General features: G+C 73.0%; 14 protein-coding genes. 6 read left to right on the top strand and 8 right to left on the bottom strand.

What is annotated here, in order from left to right; all coding sequences use genetic code 11:
• Window positions 1–4 precede the first annotated feature (4 nt).
• Both DQ384_RS37825 and DQ384_RS37820 read right to left on the bottom strand, forming a co-directional pair.
• On the bottom strand, window positions 5–1,330 hold the full coding sequence (locus DQ384_RS37825; protein WP_245967063.1) for an MFS transporter: 1,326 nt from the start codon (window positions 1,328–1,330) through the stop codon (window positions 5–7).
• Window positions 1,327–2,079, bottom strand: coding sequence for a DeoR/GlpR family DNA-binding transcription regulator (locus tag DQ384_RS37820; RefSeq protein WP_281274187.1), 753 nt, complete (start codon window positions 2,077–2,079; stop codon window positions 1,327–1,329). The genes DQ384_RS37825 and DQ384_RS37820 overlap by 4 nt, the downstream gene beginning before the upstream one ends.
• 54 nt (window positions 2,080–2,133) lie before the next feature.
• Between DQ384_RS37820 and DQ384_RS37815 the strand changes: the two genes are divergently transcribed.
• A complete protein-coding gene (locus DQ384_RS37815; RefSeq protein WP_114033694.1) occupies window positions 2,134–3,159 on the top strand; it encodes a helix-turn-helix transcriptional regulator in 1,026 nt (341 codons plus the stop codon).
• 39 nt (window positions 3,160–3,198) lie between these two features.
• On the opposite strand, the gene DQ384_RS37810 is transcribed toward DQ384_RS37815, so the two are convergent.
• The 4 genes from DQ384_RS37810 to DQ384_RS37795 all read right to left on the bottom strand — a co-directional run bounded on the left by DQ384_RS37810 (window position 3,199) and on the right by DQ384_RS37795 (window position 6,309).
• Window positions 3,199–3,693 carry a universal stress protein gene (locus DQ384_RS37810; RefSeq protein WP_181871640.1) on the bottom strand — a complete coding sequence of 165 codons (495 nt, stop codon included), beginning with the start codon at window positions 3,691–3,693 and terminating at the stop codon, window positions 3,199–3,201.
• Window positions 3,694–3,895: 202 nt separating this feature from the next.
• A complete protein-coding gene (locus DQ384_RS37805) occupies window positions 3,896–4,882 on the bottom strand; it encodes an aldo/keto reductase (RefSeq protein WP_114033692.1) in 987 nt (328 codons plus the stop codon).
• A 159-nt stretch (window positions 4,883–5,041) separates the two neighbouring features.
• The gene (locus DQ384_RS37800; RefSeq protein ID WP_114033691.1) at window positions 5,042–5,845 is read right to left on the bottom strand and encodes an SDR family NAD(P)-dependent oxidoreductase; all 804 of its coding nucleotides are present in this window, start codon (window positions 5,843–5,845) and stop codon (window positions 5,042–5,044) included.
• Window positions 5,846–5,859: 14 nt separating this feature from the next.
• Window positions 5,860–6,309: a MarR family winged helix-turn-helix transcriptional regulator gene (locus tag DQ384_RS37795; RefSeq protein WP_245967062.1), complete on the bottom strand. Its 450-nt coding sequence runs from the start codon at window positions 6,307–6,309 to the stop codon at window positions 5,860–5,862.
• A 160-nt stretch (window positions 6,310–6,469) separates the two neighbouring features.
• Between DQ384_RS37795 and DQ384_RS37790 the strand changes: the two genes are divergently transcribed.
• Window positions 6,470–9,751: an efflux RND transporter permease subunit gene (locus DQ384_RS37790; protein WP_114033689.1), complete on the top strand. Its 3,282-nt coding sequence runs from the start codon at window positions 6,470–6,472 to the stop codon at window positions 9,749–9,751.
• Between the two features lie 166 nt (window positions 9,752–9,917).
• Here the strand turns inward: DQ384_RS37790 and DQ384_RS37785 are convergent, their stop codons facing one another.
• Window positions 9,918–10,697 carry a hemerythrin domain-containing protein gene (locus tag DQ384_RS37785; protein ID WP_245967061.1) on the bottom strand — a complete coding sequence of 260 codons (780 nt, stop codon included), beginning with the start codon at window positions 10,695–10,697 and terminating at the stop codon, window positions 9,918–9,920.
• Window positions 10,698–10,949: 252 nt separating this feature from the next.
• On the opposite strand from DQ384_RS37785, the gene purB reads away from it, so the two are divergent.
• Window positions 10,950–12,380: an adenylosuccinate lyase gene (gene purB / locus DQ384_RS37780; protein WP_114033687.1), complete on the top strand. Its 1,431-nt coding sequence runs from the start codon at window positions 10,950–10,952 to the stop codon at window positions 12,378–12,380.
• A gap of 171 nt (window positions 12,381–12,551) precedes the next feature.
• The gene (locus DQ384_RS37775; protein ID WP_114033686.1) at window positions 12,552–13,595 is read left to right on the top strand and encodes a DUF4037 domain-containing protein; all 1,044 of its coding nucleotides are present in this window, start codon (window positions 12,552–12,554) and stop codon (window positions 13,593–13,595) included.
• Window positions 13,596–13,664: 69 nt separating this feature from the next.
• Here the strand turns inward: DQ384_RS37775 and DQ384_RS37770 are convergent, their stop codons facing one another.
• A complete protein-coding gene (locus DQ384_RS37770) occupies window positions 13,665–14,642 on the bottom strand; it encodes an aldo/keto reductase (RefSeq protein ID WP_114033685.1) in 978 nt (325 codons plus the stop codon).
• Window positions 14,643–14,737: 95 nt separating this feature from the next.
• On the opposite strand from DQ384_RS37770, the gene DQ384_RS37765 reads away from it, so the two are divergent.
• Together DQ384_RS37765 and DQ384_RS37760 are read left to right on the top strand one after the other, a co-directional pair.
• Window positions 14,738–15,520: a MerR family transcriptional regulator gene (locus DQ384_RS37765; protein WP_114033719.1), complete on the top strand. Its 783-nt coding sequence runs from the start codon at window positions 14,738–14,740 to the stop codon at window positions 15,518–15,520.
• Complete coding sequence (locus DQ384_RS37760) at window positions 15,520–16,092, top strand: GyrI-like domain-containing protein (RefSeq protein ID WP_114033684.1); 573 nt, start codon at window positions 15,520–15,522, stop codon at window positions 16,090–16,092. Before DQ384_RS37765 ends, DQ384_RS37760 begins: the two co-directional genes overlap by 1 nt.
• Window positions 16,093–16,201 lie beyond the last annotated feature (109 nt).

Below are 16,201 nucleotides of genomic sequence, written 5' to 3'. Positions count from 1 at the left end.
CCCGTCACCGGCGGGCCGCGCGGGCGTCCCGCACGGCCGGGGCGGCCAGCGCCACGAACAGGGCCAGCGCCGCCGGGATCGCCAGTGCGCGGGGCAGGCCGATCGCCTCGGAGGCGCCGCCGATCAGCACGGGCCCGGTGAGCAGGCCCGTGTACCCGAGGCCGGCCACCCGGGCGAGCGCCCGTCCCGCCCGCGCGGGGTCGCGGTTGCCCGCGGCCGAGAACACCAGGGGGACGATGCAGGAAAGGCCGGCGCCGAAGCAGCCGAACCCGATGATCCCGGCCACGGGATGGCCCACGAGCAGGGCGGCCGCGAAGCCGGTGCCGGCCAGCAGCCCGCAGGAGCGCACCAGCGCGACCGGGCCGAACCGCGCCGCCAGCCGGTCCCCGGCCAGCCGCCCGGCGGTCATCATGATCGAGAAGGTCGCGTAGGCGGCCGCGGCGAGACCGGCGGAGCTGCCGAGGTCCTCACGCAGGTAGACCGAGCCCCAGTCGGCGGAGGCGCCCTCGCCGATCATGCAGCAGAACGCGAGCAGGCCGAGGAAGAGCACGCTCAGCGCTCCGGTGTTCGCCCGCGCCGGCGTCCCGCCGTTCGTCCCCGGAGCGCCGGGTGAGGCCGCCGCGTCGGTCTCGGCGGTCTCCGTGGTGTCCGTGGCCTTCGTCGGGGCCGCGTCCCCGGGCACGGCGCTGATGGACGACGCGTACCGACCGGCCTCGGCGGCGCGCACGGCGGGCATGGCCCGCAGGATCGGAAGGGACCCCACGGCGGCCAGCACCGCGAGCAGCGCGGCGGTGACGGCGAACGTCGGCCACGCCCCCACGCCCGCGTGGGCGAACAGCCCGCCGATCGCCGCGCCCGCGAAGCCGCCGACGCTGAAGACGGCGTGGAAGGAGGACATCAGCGGCCGTCTCCAGGCCCGCTCCACCTCGACGGCGACCGCGTTCATCGCGATGTCCAGCATGCCGTGCACGACGCCGAACAGGGCCAGCGAGGCGGCCAGGCCGATCAGGTCGGGCATGGCGGCCGGCAGCAGGAGTACCACGGCCTGGGCGAAGGCGAGCGGCACCATGACGTTGGCGCCGCCGTGGCGGTCGACCAGCCGTCCGATGACCTGCATGCCGGCGAGCGCGCCGGCGGCGACGGCCAGCAGGGCCAGGCTGAGCTGCCCGTCCCCGAGCGCGAGCCGTTCCTTGATGGCGGGGATGCGGGCGGTCCACACGCCGAGGGCGATGCCGGGGATCGCGAACGTGACGTACACGGCCAGGCGCGCGCGGCGCAGCGCGGCGTCCGTGCCGGACAGGGCGGTGAGGGTTCCGGTCACGGCGTTCACGCGGCGACGCGCACGGTCACACCGGCGGCGGTGAGGGCGTCGTGCTGGTCGCGGGGGATGCCGTCGTCGGTGATCAGCACGTCGAGGCGGCCGGCGGGGCAGACGGCGGCGAAGGCGGTCTGGCGGAACTTGGAGGAGTCGGCGACGGCGATGACGCGCCGCGCGGAGCCGATCGCGGCCTGCTTGACCGCGACGTCGGCGAGGTCGTGCGCGGTCATCCCGTGTTCGGCGGACAGGCCGCAGCAGCCGATGACCGCGGTGTCGAAGCGCAGCCCGCCGATGGTGGCGACCGTGAGCGGCCCGGTGACGTTCAGCTCGCCGTGGCGGACCTCGCCGCCGGGGAGCACCAGCCGCACGCGCGGGGCGTCCGCGAGGGCGAGGATCGACTGCAGCGACAACGGCAGGACGGTCAGCCTGCGGTCGTGCAGGGCGCGGGCGACCTCCAGCGCCGTGGTCCCCCCGTCCAGCACGACCGCCTCGCCGTCGGCGATCAGCGCGGCCGCTTCGGCCGCGATGCGCCGCTTGGCGCCGGTGGACTCGCGCTCGCGCACACCGAACGGGGGTTCCTCGCCGCGCAGCAACAGGCTCTGCGCCCCGCCCCTGACCCGCCGGGCGACGCCCTGCTGGGCCAGCTCGTCGAGGTCCCGCCGGATGGTCATCTCCGATACGCCGTGTTCTGCGGCGAGCTCGGCGACCGACACGCTGTCCGAGGTCACGAGGGCTTCCATGATTGCCCGCAAACGATCCATGCGTTCATATGAACATCATTGGTGTTCTTTGGCAAATCGTGGAGACTGTCCTGTATGCGCGCGAGCCGGCTGCTGTCCCTCCTCCTGCTCCTCCAGACGCGCGGCCGCATGACCGCCGCCGAGCTGTCCCAGGAGCTGGAGGTGTCGATCCGCACGGTCTACCGGGACGTGGAGGCGCTGTCGTCGGCCGGCGTCCCCGTCTACGCAGACCGGGGACCCACCGGCGGCTACCGGCTGCTGGACGGCTACCGCACCCGGCTCAACGGCCTCAGCGCCGAGGAGGCGTCCTCGCTCTTCCTGGCGGGGCTGCCCGGGCCCGCCGCCGAGCTGGGCCTGGCCGAGGTGGCCGCCGCCGCCGAGCTCAAGCTCCTGGCCGCGCTGCCCCCCGAACCCCGCTCGCACGCCTCCCGCATGCGCGAGCGGTTCCTGCTGGACGTCCCGGGGTGGTACCGCGACGCCGACGAGGTCCCGCTGCTGGGGCTGGTCGCCGACGCCGTCTGGGAGGGCCGTGAGATCCGCATGCTCTACCGCCGCTGGGGCCCCGCCGACGTCACCCGCCAGGTTCGGCCGTACGGGCTGGTGCTGAAGGGCGGGTCCTGGTACCTGGTCGCGGCTCCCGAGGGCGCCGAGCCGCGCACCTACCGGGTCTCGCGCATCCTGTCGGCGGAGATCCTGGCCGCCCGTTTCACCCGCCCGGAGGGCTTCGACCTGGCGGAGTTCTGGCAGGACTACTCCGAGGGCTTCCGCGAGCGCATGTACCCGCACGAGGCCACCGTGCGGCTCGCCCCCGGCGCCGAGCAGATGCTGCGCCTCACGGCGGGCACGCGTCCCGTCGAGGCCGCCCTGGCGGCGGCCGGGCCGCCCGGGGAGGACGGCTGGCGGGTGCTGCGGCTGCCCATCGAGTCGACCCGCCACGCCTGCTGGCTGCTGCTGCGCATGGGCGCGAGCCTGGAGGTGCTCGGCCCGCCCGAACTGCGCGACCTCCTGATCGCCACGATCGGGGAACTGTCGGCCCTGTACGCCGTGCCGGACACGCCCGGCTCCCTGGAGACGCCCCGCTCTCTCGGCCGGGGACGCTGAAGCCTCCCGGGCGACCGGCGCGGCGACGCTCAGGTCGCCTCAGCGGATCGGGGCGCCGCTGAGCGTCACGTCGTAGGGGGTGAGGTCCGGGGCCGGGAGCATCTCGGGGGAGACGACGACCACCGGGCAGCGCGCGCCCATGAGACAGGCGGCCAGCACGGGCGTGGCCGTGGCGGGCACGCCGGGAGCCGGGCTGCGGATGCCCAGCACCAGCAGGTCGGCGTCCTCGGAATGGGCGAGCAGCACCTGGGCGGGCGGGCCGTGCGCCACGACGGGCTCCGCCGACGGCAGCACGTCCGCGACGATGCGCCGCGTCCGCTCGCGCGCCGCCTGGAACTCCTCGTCGTGGGAGCGCCAGGTTCCCATCGGCGCGTACGACGCCCGGTGCTGGCCCGACCACTGCCAGGCGTGGACGGCCTCGATCGCCGCGTCCCTGAGACTCGCCTCGCCGACCGCCCAGCGCAGCGCGGCGGTCGCGGCGGGGGAGTGGTTCACGCCCACGACGATGCGTGGCCGGGTCGTCTTCTGGGTCACGAAAACCTCCTCCCCACCGAGCATCGCTGGTGTGAAGTGACGTGCCGCCAAAGCGCCGGGAAAAGCACCGCTAAATGTCACAACACGGGACACACCGTACGCCGGGGTCCTGATCGGCCTCGGCCTGCGCGCGGTCACCGACACCCGCTGACGGGCCGTGCGCGCCGGGGAAGTCCGGCGCGCGCGGCGGCGGGCCCGTCGCTCAGGACGTGATCCGCGGAAGGCTGGCGGCCGGGTAGCGCTCGCCCGCGACGGCGTCCCGGGGCGCGGCCTTCTCCAGGGCGGCGAGCTCCTGTGCGGTGAGGGCGACGTCCAGGGCGGCGACGTTCTGCTCCAGGTAGGAGCGCCGCTTCGTGCCGGGGATCGGCACGATGTCCTCGCCCTGGGCCAGCACCCAGGCGAGGGCGAGCTGGGCGGGCGTGACTCCCTTGTCTTCGGCGATCCGCTCGATCTGGACGACCAGCTCCCGGTTGGCGGCGAAGTTCTCGCCCTGGAAGCGGGGGTTGGCCGCGCGGAAGTCCCCGGCCTCGAACTGGTCGGCGCTGGTGATCGCGCCGGTGAGGAACCCCCGGCCGAGCGGGCTGTAGGCGACCAGCCCGATGCCGAGCTCCCGGAAGGTCGCGATGATCTCGTCCTCCGGGTCGCGGGTGAACAGCGAGTACTCGTACTGCCCCGCGGTGATCGGGTGGACGGCGTGCGCGCGGCGCACCACACCGGGCGCGGCCTCGGAGATGCCGAGGTGGCGCACCTTGCCCTGGGCGACCAGCTCGGCGAGGGCGCCCCAGGTCTCCTCGACCGGGACGTCCGGGTCGACGCGGTGCTGGTAGTACAGGTCGATGTGGTCGACTCCGAGCCGCTGCAGGGAGGCGTCGCAGGCCCGGCGCAGGTAGTCGGGCCGGCCGTTGACGCCGCGCCGGGCATGGTCGTCGGGGTCGCGCTCGATGCCGAACTTGGTGGCCAGCACGACCTCGTCCCTGCGCCCGGCGATCGCCTTCCCGACGAGCCGCTCGTTGGTGAAGGGCCCGTACATGTCGGCGGTGTCCAGGAAGGTGACGCCGAGGTCGAGGGCGCGGTGCAGGGTCGCGAGGGACTCAGCCTCGTCGCCGGCGCCGTAGAACTCGCTCATTCCCATGCAGCCGAGGCCGAGGGAGGAGACGGTCAGGCCCCGGCCGAGGGTTCTCTGCTTCATGCGTGGTACTCCTCGATGCTCTCGCTTGTGACCACAGTCTTCGTGCTGGAGCGCGCTCCAGGTCAAATCGCTTTCCTGTGATCTACGTTGTAAAGGGCGCGGGAGAGGTCAGATCCCCCCTACCCTCCACGAGCGCGCCACGCACCGGAGCGAGAGCCGTCAATGCACCGAGAAGCCGCCGTCGACGTACAGGGTCTGGCCGGTGATGTAGGCGGCGCCGTCCCCGGCGAGCAGCACCGCGGCGCCCGCGAAGTCGGACGGCAGGCCGTTGCGGCCGATCATGGAGCGGGCGGCCATGGCCTCGACCCGGCCGGGCACGGCCTGCGCGGGCGCGGTGAGCGGGGTGAGCACGAACCCGGGGATGACGGTGTTGACGGACACGCCGTGCCGCGACCAGGCCTCGGCCTGCGAGCGGGTCAGCCCGGCGATGGCCGCCTTGCTGACGCCGTACACGCCGCTGTCGCCGAACGCGCTGATCGACTGCTGGGAGCCGACGTTGATGATGCGGCCCCAGCCGCGCGCGGCCATGCGCGGCCCGAAGTGCTGGCCGAGCAGGAAGGGGGCGGTGACGTTGACCCGCATGGTGAGGTCGTGGTCGTCGGGGGTGAGCTCGGCCATGGGGCGGCGGATGTTGTTGGCGGCGACGTTGGCGAGGATGTCGATCTCGCCGAAGAAGGAGGCGGCCCGCGCGCAGACGTCCCGTACGGCCTCGGCCTCGGCGAGATCGGCGGCGATGGAGCCGGCGCGCACGCCCTGGGCACGCAGGGCGGCGACGGCTTCGGCGAGCTCGGGGGGTCTGCGGGCGACGACGACCACGGCGGCTCCCGCGCGCCCGATCGCCTCGGCCATCGCGTAGCCGATGCCCGAGCTGCCGCCGGTGACGAGCGCGGTGCGTCCGGAGAGCGAGAAGAGCCGGGCGAGGTAGGCGCCGGCGGGGGGCGCCGGGTCGGCGGGGGCGCGCATGGGGCCCGAAGTTATCACCAGGTCTCGATGAGCTCGGTGGCGGCCTCCTGGAGCTTGCGCATGACGTGTTCGAGCTGGCGCAGGGTGTCGAGGTCGAGGGCGTCGAGCAGGCGCCGGTAGCCGGCGAGCCCGGCGTCGGCGAGCTCCTCGGTCATGCGGATGCCCGCGTCGGTGAGGCGGATGCGGCGGATGCGGCGGTCGTGGGGGTCCTCGTGGCGGGAGACCAGGCCCTGGGCGACGAGGCGGTCGACGATGCCGGTGACGGTGCCGAGGCCGGTGCCCAGGGTGTGGGCGAGCTCCTGGCCGGAGGCCGAGCCGCGGCCGGCGAGGATGAGGGTGACCTTGAGCTGCTGCATCGTGAGGTTGAGCGCGAGCAACGGCATGGACCTGTCGTGGGCGAACACGCGCCCGAGGGCGTGCTGGGCCTCCCCGATGCGAGCGATGAGCTCTTCTCTCTCGTCCACGTCCACCTTTCGGTCCCCGCGAGGGCAGGTTACCAAGTGTTCACAGCCCTGCTAAATGTTCGTATATCGCGAAGTGTTAGGGTCGTCCAAACTTACGGTGCCATGGCGGTGCCTTTGCCCTGCATTAACTATGCACTGACCGATACGGGGGTCCACGTCCATGACCGCTCTGGCCAGGCTCAGCCTCGCCAACCGCAGTCTCGTGATCTTGATCGCGGTTGTGATCAGCGCGTTCGGCGCCTTCGCGATCCCGTCGCTGAAGCAGCAGTTGCTGCCTTCGCTGTCCTTCCCGGGAGCGTTCGTGGTGGCCCCCTACCCGGGGGCGTCGCCCGACATCGTGGAGGAGCAGGTCACCAAGCCCATCGAGAGCAGCTTCCAGGGCATCGCGGGCGTCACCGAGGTCACCTCGACCTCGCGTGAGGGCATGGCGCAGATCCAGGTGTCGTTCGAGTACGGCACCGACGTCGAGGGCGCGGTGAGCAGGCTCCAGCAGGCCGTGGGCCGGCTGGCCGCGCAGCTGCCGGACGGGGTGGACCCGACGGTGGTGGCGGGCAACACCGATGACATCCCGGTCATGGTGATGGCCGTGGGCGGCGGCGGCGACCAGCGGGACATGCTGGGCAGGCTGGAGCGCGTCGCGGTCCCCGAACTGCAGGCCGTGACCGGCGTGCGCGAGGCGTCGGTGACGGGCGCGCGTGACCAGACGGTGGTCATCACCCCGGACACCAAGGAGATGGCCAAGAAGGGCCTGTCGCCGGCGGCGATCCCCGAGCTGCTCCGCGCCAACGGGACGCCGATCCCGGCGGGCAGCCTGGTGGAGGACGGCAGGTCGCTGACCGTGCAGATCGGGCGGCGGATCGCCACGGTGGACGACCTGCGCAACCTGTACCTGACGCCGCAGGCGGCGCCCGCGCAGGCGCCCGGAGGTCCGGGCCAGGGCGCGGCCCCCGGTCAGGGCGCGGCCGGTGGGCAGCAGGGACGGGCCCCGTCCGGGGCGGCGGCCCGGCCCACGGCGGCGCCCGAGCCTCCGGCGGCGCCCAAGCCCGTCAAGCTGGGCGACGTGGCCGACATCCAGGAGCGGCCCGCCGACGCCACGACGGTCACCCGGACGAACGGCAAGCCGAGCCTGGGCCTGTCCATCACGATGGCGCCCGACGGCAACGCGGTGCGCATCTCGCACGACGTGCGCGACAAGCTCCCGGGCCTGGCCCGCGCGCTGGGCGGCGGGGCGGAGATCACGGTGGTCTTCGACCAGGCGCCGTACGTCGAGCGGTCGATCGAGGACCTGTCGACCGAGGGCCTGCTGGGCCTGGCGTTCGCGGTCGTCGTCATCCTGCTGTTCCTGCTGTCGGTGCGCTCGACGATCGTGACGGCGGTGTCGATCCCGCTGTCGGTGGTGATCGCGCTGATCGCGCTGTGGGCGGGCGACTACTCGCTGAACCTGCTGACGCTCGGCGCGCTGACGATCGCCATCGGCCGGGTCGTGGACGACTCGATCGTGGTGCTGGAGAACATCAAGCGGCACCTGGGGTACGGCGAGGACAAGCGCACGGCCGTGCTGACCGCCGTGCGCGAGGTGAGCGGCGCGGTGACGGCCTCGACGCTGACCACGGTGGCGGTGTTCCTGCCCATCGCGTTCGTGGGCGGCCTGGTCGGCGAGCTGTTCGCGCCGTTCGCGATCACGGTCACCGTGGCGCTGCTGGCGTCCCTGCTGGTGTCGCTGACCGTGATCCCGGTGCTGGCGTACTGGTTCCTCAAGGCGCAGAAGCTGTCGGCCGAGCAGGCCGTGGAGTTCCGCGAGCGGGCCGAGGCCAAGGAACTGCGCAGCCCGCTCCAGCGCGCCTACCTGCCGGTTCTGCGGTTCGCGTCGCGGCGGCGGCTGGTGACGGTGCTGATCGGCGTCCTCGTCTTCGCGGGGACGCTGGCGCTCGTGCCGGGCCTGAAGACCAACTTCATCGACTCCTCGGGCCAGGACACCATCTCGCTGACCCAGAAGATGCCGGCGGGCACCGACCTGGCGACCACGGACGCGGCGGCCAGGAAGGTCGAGAAGGTGCTGGCCGCGAGCGAAGGCGTCTCGTCCTACCAGGTGAACGTCGGTTCCGGCGGATCGTTCGGCGGCGGGGTCGGCGGCTCGGCCGACCGGGCGTCGTTCTCGGTGACCGTGGCCGAGGGGGTGGACACCCCGGCGCTGGAGACCAGGCTGCGAGACGGGCTGGCGACGCTGAGCGACGTCGGCGAGGTCACGGTCGGCGGGCAGGGCGGCGGTGGCTTCTCCTCCGACCGGGCCGAGGTCGTCCTGCAGGGCCCGGACCTGGCGGCCCTGACGACCGGCGCGAGCACCGTGGCGGAGGCGATGAAGGGCATCGCGGGGCTGCGGGACGTGTCCTCGAACCTGGAGGCGAGCGCGCCGCGCGTCGAGGTGCGGGTCGACCGTGAGAAGGCGGCGGCCAAGGGCCTGACCGAGGCCGGCGTCGGCCAGGTGGTGGCGCAGGCGTTCCGGGGCGCGCCGATCGGCCAGATCACCCTGGACGGCCGGCCCGGTGACGTCATCCTGCGGTCGGGCGAGGACGCGCCCGCCGACCTGGCGGCGGTGCGCGACCTGGAGCTGCCCACGGCGGCGGGCCCGGTGAAGCTGTCGAGCGTGGCCGACGTCGAGCGGGTGGCCGGCCCGACGCAGATCACCCGCAAGGACGGCGACCGCACGGCGTCGGTGTCGGCGGCGGCCGACGCCGCCGACCTGGGCAGCGTCACGGCGAAGATCACCGAGAGCTTGAAGACGCTGACGCTGCCGCCCGGCGTCACCTACAGCATCGGCGGGGTGAGCGCGGACCAGAACGAGGCGTTCGCGCAGCTCGGCCTGGCGATGCTGGCCGCGATCGCGATCGTGTTCATGATCATGGTGGCGACGTTCCGCAGCTTCGTGCAGCCGCTGATCCTGCTGGTGTCGATCCCGTTCGCGGCGACCGGCGCGATCGGCCTGCTGCGGGTGACCGACACCCCGCTCGGCGTCCCGGCGCTGATCGGCATGCTCATGCTGATCGGCATCGTGGTGACCAACGCGATCGTCCTGATCGACCTGATCAACCAGTACCGCGAGCAGGGCATGAGCGTCACCGAGGCGGTGATCGAGGGCGGTCGGCGCCGGCTGCGCCCGATCCTGATGACCGCCATCGCCACGATCTGCGCGCTCACCCCGATGGCGGTGGGCCTGACCGGGTCGGGCGGGTTCATCAGCCAGCCGCTGGCCGTCGTGGTGATCGGCGGCCTGGTGTCCTCGACGCTGCTCACGCTGGTCCTGGTGCCCGCCCTTGTGGTCAGTGCGGCACTGATGCGTGATCGTTTCACCAGGCGGCGGCGACCTTCGTCCGGCGATCGGGTGCCTCCGAGTGCCGGAGATGAGGGACGGCGAACAGAAGATCTCTCCGTCCGTTCAACGTGACGCCGTCCGGGCTAAGGCCGCACGGCACCGTGCGAAGCGGCGAGGAACCGGCGCTCGACCCGGAGATGCGATAGGCGACGGGATGTCCGGCGGGCATGACACAACGTCCCGCCGGCCTGGCGTCGGTTGGGAGCGTCGGTGTCGAGGGGGGACAGAAGGCAAGAGGTCAGCGGGCTGAGGTTCGGCCGTGTCGGTGGTGGGGGGATGCCCTTCGGGGGGTGAACTGGGACAGGTCGTGGATGTGCAGGGCCTTTTCTATGTCGGTGACCCGGTGGACCACGGCGGTGAAGCCGCGTTGCCCGAAACGGCGGTGCTCCTCGGCCTCGAAGACCTCACCCAGGCGGGCGAACTCCCTGGCGGGCGTCACCTTGCGGAAGACGGGGAACACCACGGTGTCCTCCCGGGCCTCGTGGGGCTCGTACATGCGGATGAAGGCGGCCATGTCGGAGACCAGGGCGTGGCGCTGGTGGGCCGAGGCCCTGGAATGGTGGGTGGCGGCCAGGATGCGGGCGGTCACCTCGCGTCCCCGCTTGTGCTGCACTTCCAGGACCGAGACCGTGTGGCGGAGTCTGCCGGCCTCGCGCAGGCGCGGGAAGACGTACCTCTCTTCCAGGTACTCGTGGTAGCGCTCGATGAAGTCGCGGATGATGCGGGCGGCGGCGTGCAACGGCTGGGCGGGCACCTGCTCGCCGCGCTGGATCCGCCGGATCCCCTCCCGGTACACCAGCAGGATGCTCTTCAGCACCCCGTGCTCTCGCATGAGGTCCTCCGGAGGAGTCACCCCCGGCTTGCGCCCATGCCCGTGGACCTGCGAAGAAGACGCCGCCGCGAGAGCCGGGGTGTCGGATCCGGGATGGACGGCGAGGGGCACCGCGCCGGCCAGGGCGACGGTGGACAGGCTTAGCAGGTCACGGCGGCTCACCGCCGACGAGTGATGATCTTCCACAATATCTCCGTTTTGCCCGGTTCTCCGGTTTCACCGCACGCACCCGCGTGTGCACGGGAGAGTCCCCTGTCCCGCCGGGCCCCACGCCGACACGTGGGTAAATGCTTGATCCGCGGCATTGCCTCCGACTCCTCCCGCCTCGGATCATGTGGCTTCGCGGCCGTGGCGGATCAGGGGGACCCTTGGGGGCCGGCCACCACGCGGCGGCCCTGTGCGCCGCCGGGGCCGCCGGTCCCCATAGACTGAGGCAACGTGACCGTGAAGCCGCGCATCCCGAACGTCCTCGCCGCCCGCTACGCCTCGCCCGAGCTGGCCCAGGTGTGGTCCCCCGAGCACAAGGTGGTGGCCGAGCGGCGGCTGTGGCTGGCCGTTCTGCGCGCGCAGGCCGACCTGGGCGTGCCCGTCCCGCCCGGGGTGGCCGACGACTACGAGGCCGTGCTCGGCAAGGTCGACCTGGCGTCGATCGCCGAGCGCGAGCGGGTGACCCGCCACGACGTGAAGGCCCGCATCGAGGAGTTCAACGACCTGGCCGGGCACGAGCACGTGCACAAGGGCATGACCTCCCGCGACCTGACCGAGAACGTCGAGCAGCTGCAGATCCGCGACAGCCTGCTCCTGGTGCGCGACCGGTGCGTGGCGCTGCTGGCGGGGCTGGCCGGCCTGGCCGCCGCCCACGCCGGCACCGTGATGGCCGGGCGCTCGCACAACGTGGCCGCGCAGGCGACGACGCTGGGCAAGCGGTTCGCCACCACCGCCGACGAGCTCCTGGTGGCGTTCGCCCGTCTGGAGGAGCTGATCGCCCGTTACCCGCTGCGCGGCGTCAAGGGCCCGGTCGGCACCGCGCAGGACATGCTGGACCTGCTCGGCGGCGACGCGGCCAGGCTGTCGGAGCTCGAAGGACGGGTGGCCCGCCACCTCGGCTTCTCCGCCGGGCTGACCAGCGTGGGGCAGGTGTACCCGCGTTCGCTCGACTACGAGGTGCTGACCACGCTGGTGCAGCTCGCGGCGGCGCCGTCCAGCCTGGCCAAGACGATCCGGCTGATGGCGGGGCACGAGCTGGTCACCGAGGGGTTCCGGCCGGGCCAGGTCGGCTCCAGCGCGATGCCGCACAAGATGAACACCCGCTCCTGCGAGCGCGTGAACGGCCTGACGGTCGTCCTGCGCGGGTACGCCTCGATGGCGGGCGAGCTGGCCGGGGACCAGTGGAACGAGGGGGACGTCTCCTGCTCGGTGGTGCGCCGGGTGGCGCTGCCCGACGCGTTCTTCGCCTTCGACGGGCTGGTCGAGACGATGCTGACGGTTCTCGCCGAGTTCGGCGCGTTCCCGGCCGTGATCGAGGCCGAGCTCGAGCGTTACCTGCCGTTCCTGGCGACGACGAAGATGCTGATGGCGGCCGTGCGCGCCGGGGTCGGCCGGGAGACCGCACACGAGCTGATCAAGGAGCACGCGGTCGCGGCGGCGCTGGCGATGCGCGAGACCGGCGCGGACAACACGCTTCTGGACCGGCTGGCCGGCGACGAGCGGTTCCCGCTGGACCTGCCCGCGCTGCGGGCGCTGCTGGCCGACCCGGCGCCGTTCACCGGCGCGGCGGCCGGTCAGGTCGGCGAGGTCGTGGCCAGGGTGGGCGCGGTGGTGGCACGGCACCCGGAGGCGGCGGCCTACCGTCCGGGCGCCATCTTGTGATCCGCGGTCTTCACCGGATCGATGACGTCACCGAGGCGTCCCTCACCGGATCGAGGACGTCGCATGGGCGTCCGGGGACGAGCTTCTCTTGATGGCGCACTCCTGTTGGCGGGGGAGCCCCCGGGAAAACCAGGTGAACCAGGCAGATCCGCGATGCACAGTTATGAAGTGATGTCCGATTTCGCTTCTGGTTTCGTGCCCGGCCGAGAGCTGTCGCGTGCCTACTACACGGAGGTGGTCAAGCCGCTCCTGGGCGAGGTGCCCCACGGCGCCGCCCTCATCGGCCCCGGCTCGGAGGTGCTCGCCTTCGACACCGAACGTTCCGCCGACCATGACTGGGGGCCACGCGTCCTGGTCTTCGTGGAACCGTCCCTGGCCGACGGCATCGCCGCGCGGCTGCCCGGGGCGCTGCCCGAGCGGTTCCGCGGATATCCCACGGTGCTCGGATCCGACCGCCACCCGGCGAGGCACGGGGTCGTCGTCACCGGCTTCGGATCCTGGGCGCGGTCACGGCTCGGGTTCGACCCGCGCGGCGAGATCACCACCGCCGACTGGCTGGGCGTCTCGTGGCAGCGCCTGGCCGAGGTGACCAACGGCGAAGTGTTCCACGACGGCCTCGGCGAGCTCGGCCGCGCCCGTGCGAACCTGCGCTGGTACCCGCCGGGGCTGTGGCGGTACGTGCTGGCGTGCCAATGGCGGCGTATCGCCCAGATCGAGAGCTTCCCCGGCCGCTGCGGCGAGGTCGGCGACGACCTCGGCTCGATGATCGTCACCGCCCGGCTGGTGGAGGATCTCATCCGGCTGTGCCTGCTGATGCGCCGCCGCTACCCGCCGTACGCCAAGTGGCTGGGCAGCGCGTTCGCCCGGCTGTCCGGCTCGGCGGAGCTGGGGGAGATGTTCACGGCGGCGCTGCACGCGCGCGGCTGGCGCGCGCGCGAGGAGCACCTGTGCCGGGCGTACGAGCGGGTGGCCGGCCTGCACAACCGGCTGGCGCTCACCGAGCCGCTCGACCCGTCGGTGCGCCCGTTCTTCGACCGGCCGTTCCGCGTGATCGGCGCTTCGCGGTTCGCGGACGCGCTGCTGGCCGGCGCGGGGCCGGAGGTGGGGTCGCTGGCGCCGGTCGGCACGGTGGACCAGTTCTCCGACAGCACCGACGTCCTGTCCGACACCACCGGCTCCCTGAGACTGGCGCGCGCCGTCCACGCCCCGCAGTGACCCGGGACCGGGGACGGCAGGGGACGGCCCGCCGCGCACGCGTGCGGGCGGGCCGGAGCCGCGGGCGGCTTACCAGCGGTCGTGGACCAGCGGGCGGATCAGCTCGTCGTACACGCCGGCGACCGCCGCGTGGGTCTGCTCGGTCAGAGGGGAGAAGGACGCGGCCGCCGCGTTGCCCTTGGCCTGGCGCTCGTTGCGGGCGCCGGGGATCACCACGCTGACGCCGGGCTGGTCGATGACCCAGCGCAGCGCGAACTGCGCGGTCGTCATGCCCTCGGGCACCAGCGGCTTGAGCCGCTCGACCGCGGCCAGGCCGGTCGCGTAGTCGACGCCGGAGAAGGTCTCGCCGACGTCGAACGCCTCGCCGTGCCGGTTGTAGTTGCGGTGGTCGTCGGCGGCGAACTCGGTGTGCGCGTCGTAGCGGCCCGACAGCAGGCCGCTGGCCAGCGGCACCCGTGCGATGATGCCCACCCCGGCCTCCGCCGCCGCGGGGAGCACCCGCTCAAGCGGCTTGAGCCGGAAGGCGTTGAGGATGATCTGCACGGTGGCGACGTTCGGCCGGGCGATGGCGGTCAGCGCCTCCTCGCAGGTCTCCACGCTGACCCCGTAGGCGGCGATGCGGCCTTCCTCCACCAGGGTGTCGAGCGCGTCGTACACCTCCTGCCGCGCGTAGACGGGGGTCGGCGGGCAGTGCAACTGCACCAGGTCCAGCGTGTCGACCCCCAGGTTCTGCCGGGAACGGTCGTTCCAGGCGCGGAAGTTGTCCAGGTTGTAGGCCGAGGTCTCCTGCGCCACGCGGCGGCCCATCTTGGTGGCGACCGTCAGACCCGGCCGCTCCTTGAGGAGCTTGCCGACGATCTGCTCGCTGCGGCCGTCGCCGTAGACGTCCGCGGTGTCGATGAAGGTCACCCCGGAGTCGACGGCGGCGTGCAACGTGGCCAGCGCCTCGTCCTCGCCGACCTCGCCCCAGTCGGCGCCGAGTTGCCACGCGCCGAGGCCCACGACCCCGACCTGCCTGCCCGTCCTGCCCAGTTCACGCGTTTCCACGTCCCCGATCGTACGGGCACCCGCCACCCGCCCCGCACACCCCGTCGGACACCCGGCTGGACTCTGCCATAAGGGAAGAGTCCATGCTGGGGCGCATGAGCGAGGAGGGACCCGGCGACCTGATGCCGATCGGCCGTTTCGCGCGGCTGTGCAGGCTCAGCGTCAAGCAGTTGCGCCACTACGCCGATCTCGGCCTGCTGGAACCGGCGCGCGTCGATCCGGACAGCGGCTACCGCTACTACCGGGCGGACCAGGCCCGGGAGGCGCTGTCCATCGGGCTGCTGCGCTCGCTGGACGTGCCGCTGGCCGCGATCGGCGACGTGCTGACCGGCGTCTCGCCCGCCGAGGCGCTGGGCCGTGTGCGCGACGACATGGAGGCCGAGCTGGCGCGCCGCCGCAGGGCGCTGGCGACCCTGGAGCACCTGCTGGCGGACGGGCTGCCCATCGTGCCGGTGAGTGTGGTGCGCGAGCCCGCCCACCGGGTTCTGCTCACCGGCGACCTGGCCGAGGGCCCCGGCGACATCGGCCGGATCACCTCCCTGTGCGTGAGCCGGTTCCCCTGCGAGTTGCGGGCTTCGATGATCGGGCTCTTCCCGCTGGACTTCGGCGAGCGGATCCCGGTCACGGTGGCGGCGCTCGCGGGGGACCGGACGTCCCCGGGCCTGACGCCCGGGGTGCTGCCCGGCGGGACGTTCGCCCGCGCCGTGCACACCGGGCCCTACGACCAGACCGGCCTCACCGCGCACGGCCTGCTGGCCTGGTGCGCCGAGCGCGGGCACCGGCCGCCCGGGCCGCTGCGCGAGGTCTACGTCTCCGATCCCTCGGTCACGCCGCCGGAGGCGTTGATCACCTACCTGATGATCCAAGTGGAGGAATGATGACGAACCCATCGGACTGGTACACCGCCGCCGATGTCCCCGAGGCGGCCTTCCACGGCACCGCGCGCGGGCTCGGCGTCACCGGCCAGGGCGAGCCCGGGGGCGCGGTGTTCACCGAGCGCCTGAAGGCGTTGTACGCCGTCGCCGGCACGCTGATCGGCATGGCCGGGGGCCTCCCCATGCCGGTCCTGGAGGGCCGCTGGTGGGTGCAGGACCTGCGGCCGCACCAGGAGGTGCCCCGCGACGAGTGGTACTGGCACCTGTTCCTCAAGCTGCCCGGCACGGTGGAGCCCGCCCTGGCCGACCAGGCCCGCGAGGCCGCGCGCGGCTCGGCGGCGGGGGTGGAGCAGGTGCAGCTCGTCACCTTCACCGAGGGACGGTGCGTGCAGATGACCCACCACGGCTCCTTCGCGGACGAACACCGGTCGCTGACGCGGATGGCGGCGTTCATGGCCGAGCACGGCCTGGTGCCCTCGGGGCTGCACCACGAGATCTACCTGACCGGCTTGGGCGACGGCGACCCGGAGGGCCTGCGCACGATCCTGCGCCAGCCGGTACGGCCCGCGCGCTGACGGGTCGCGTCGCCGGGATCGACCAGGGGCGGCCGGGGAGGTGCGGGTCGAACTCCCCGGAGAGGGCCCGCGGGCCCGGCCCGCGTCCCGATCGCGGGCGTCGAATCGG

Origin of the sequence: Sphaerisporangium album, assembly GCF_003323745.1 — a bacterium.
Taxonomy (GTDB): Bacteria; Actinomycetota; Actinomycetes; order Streptosporangiales; family Streptosporangiaceae; genus Sphaerisporangium; species Sphaerisporangium album.
Note: the sequence above shows the minus strand (reverse complement) of the source record. Positions and strands in the feature narration are given on the sequence as shown.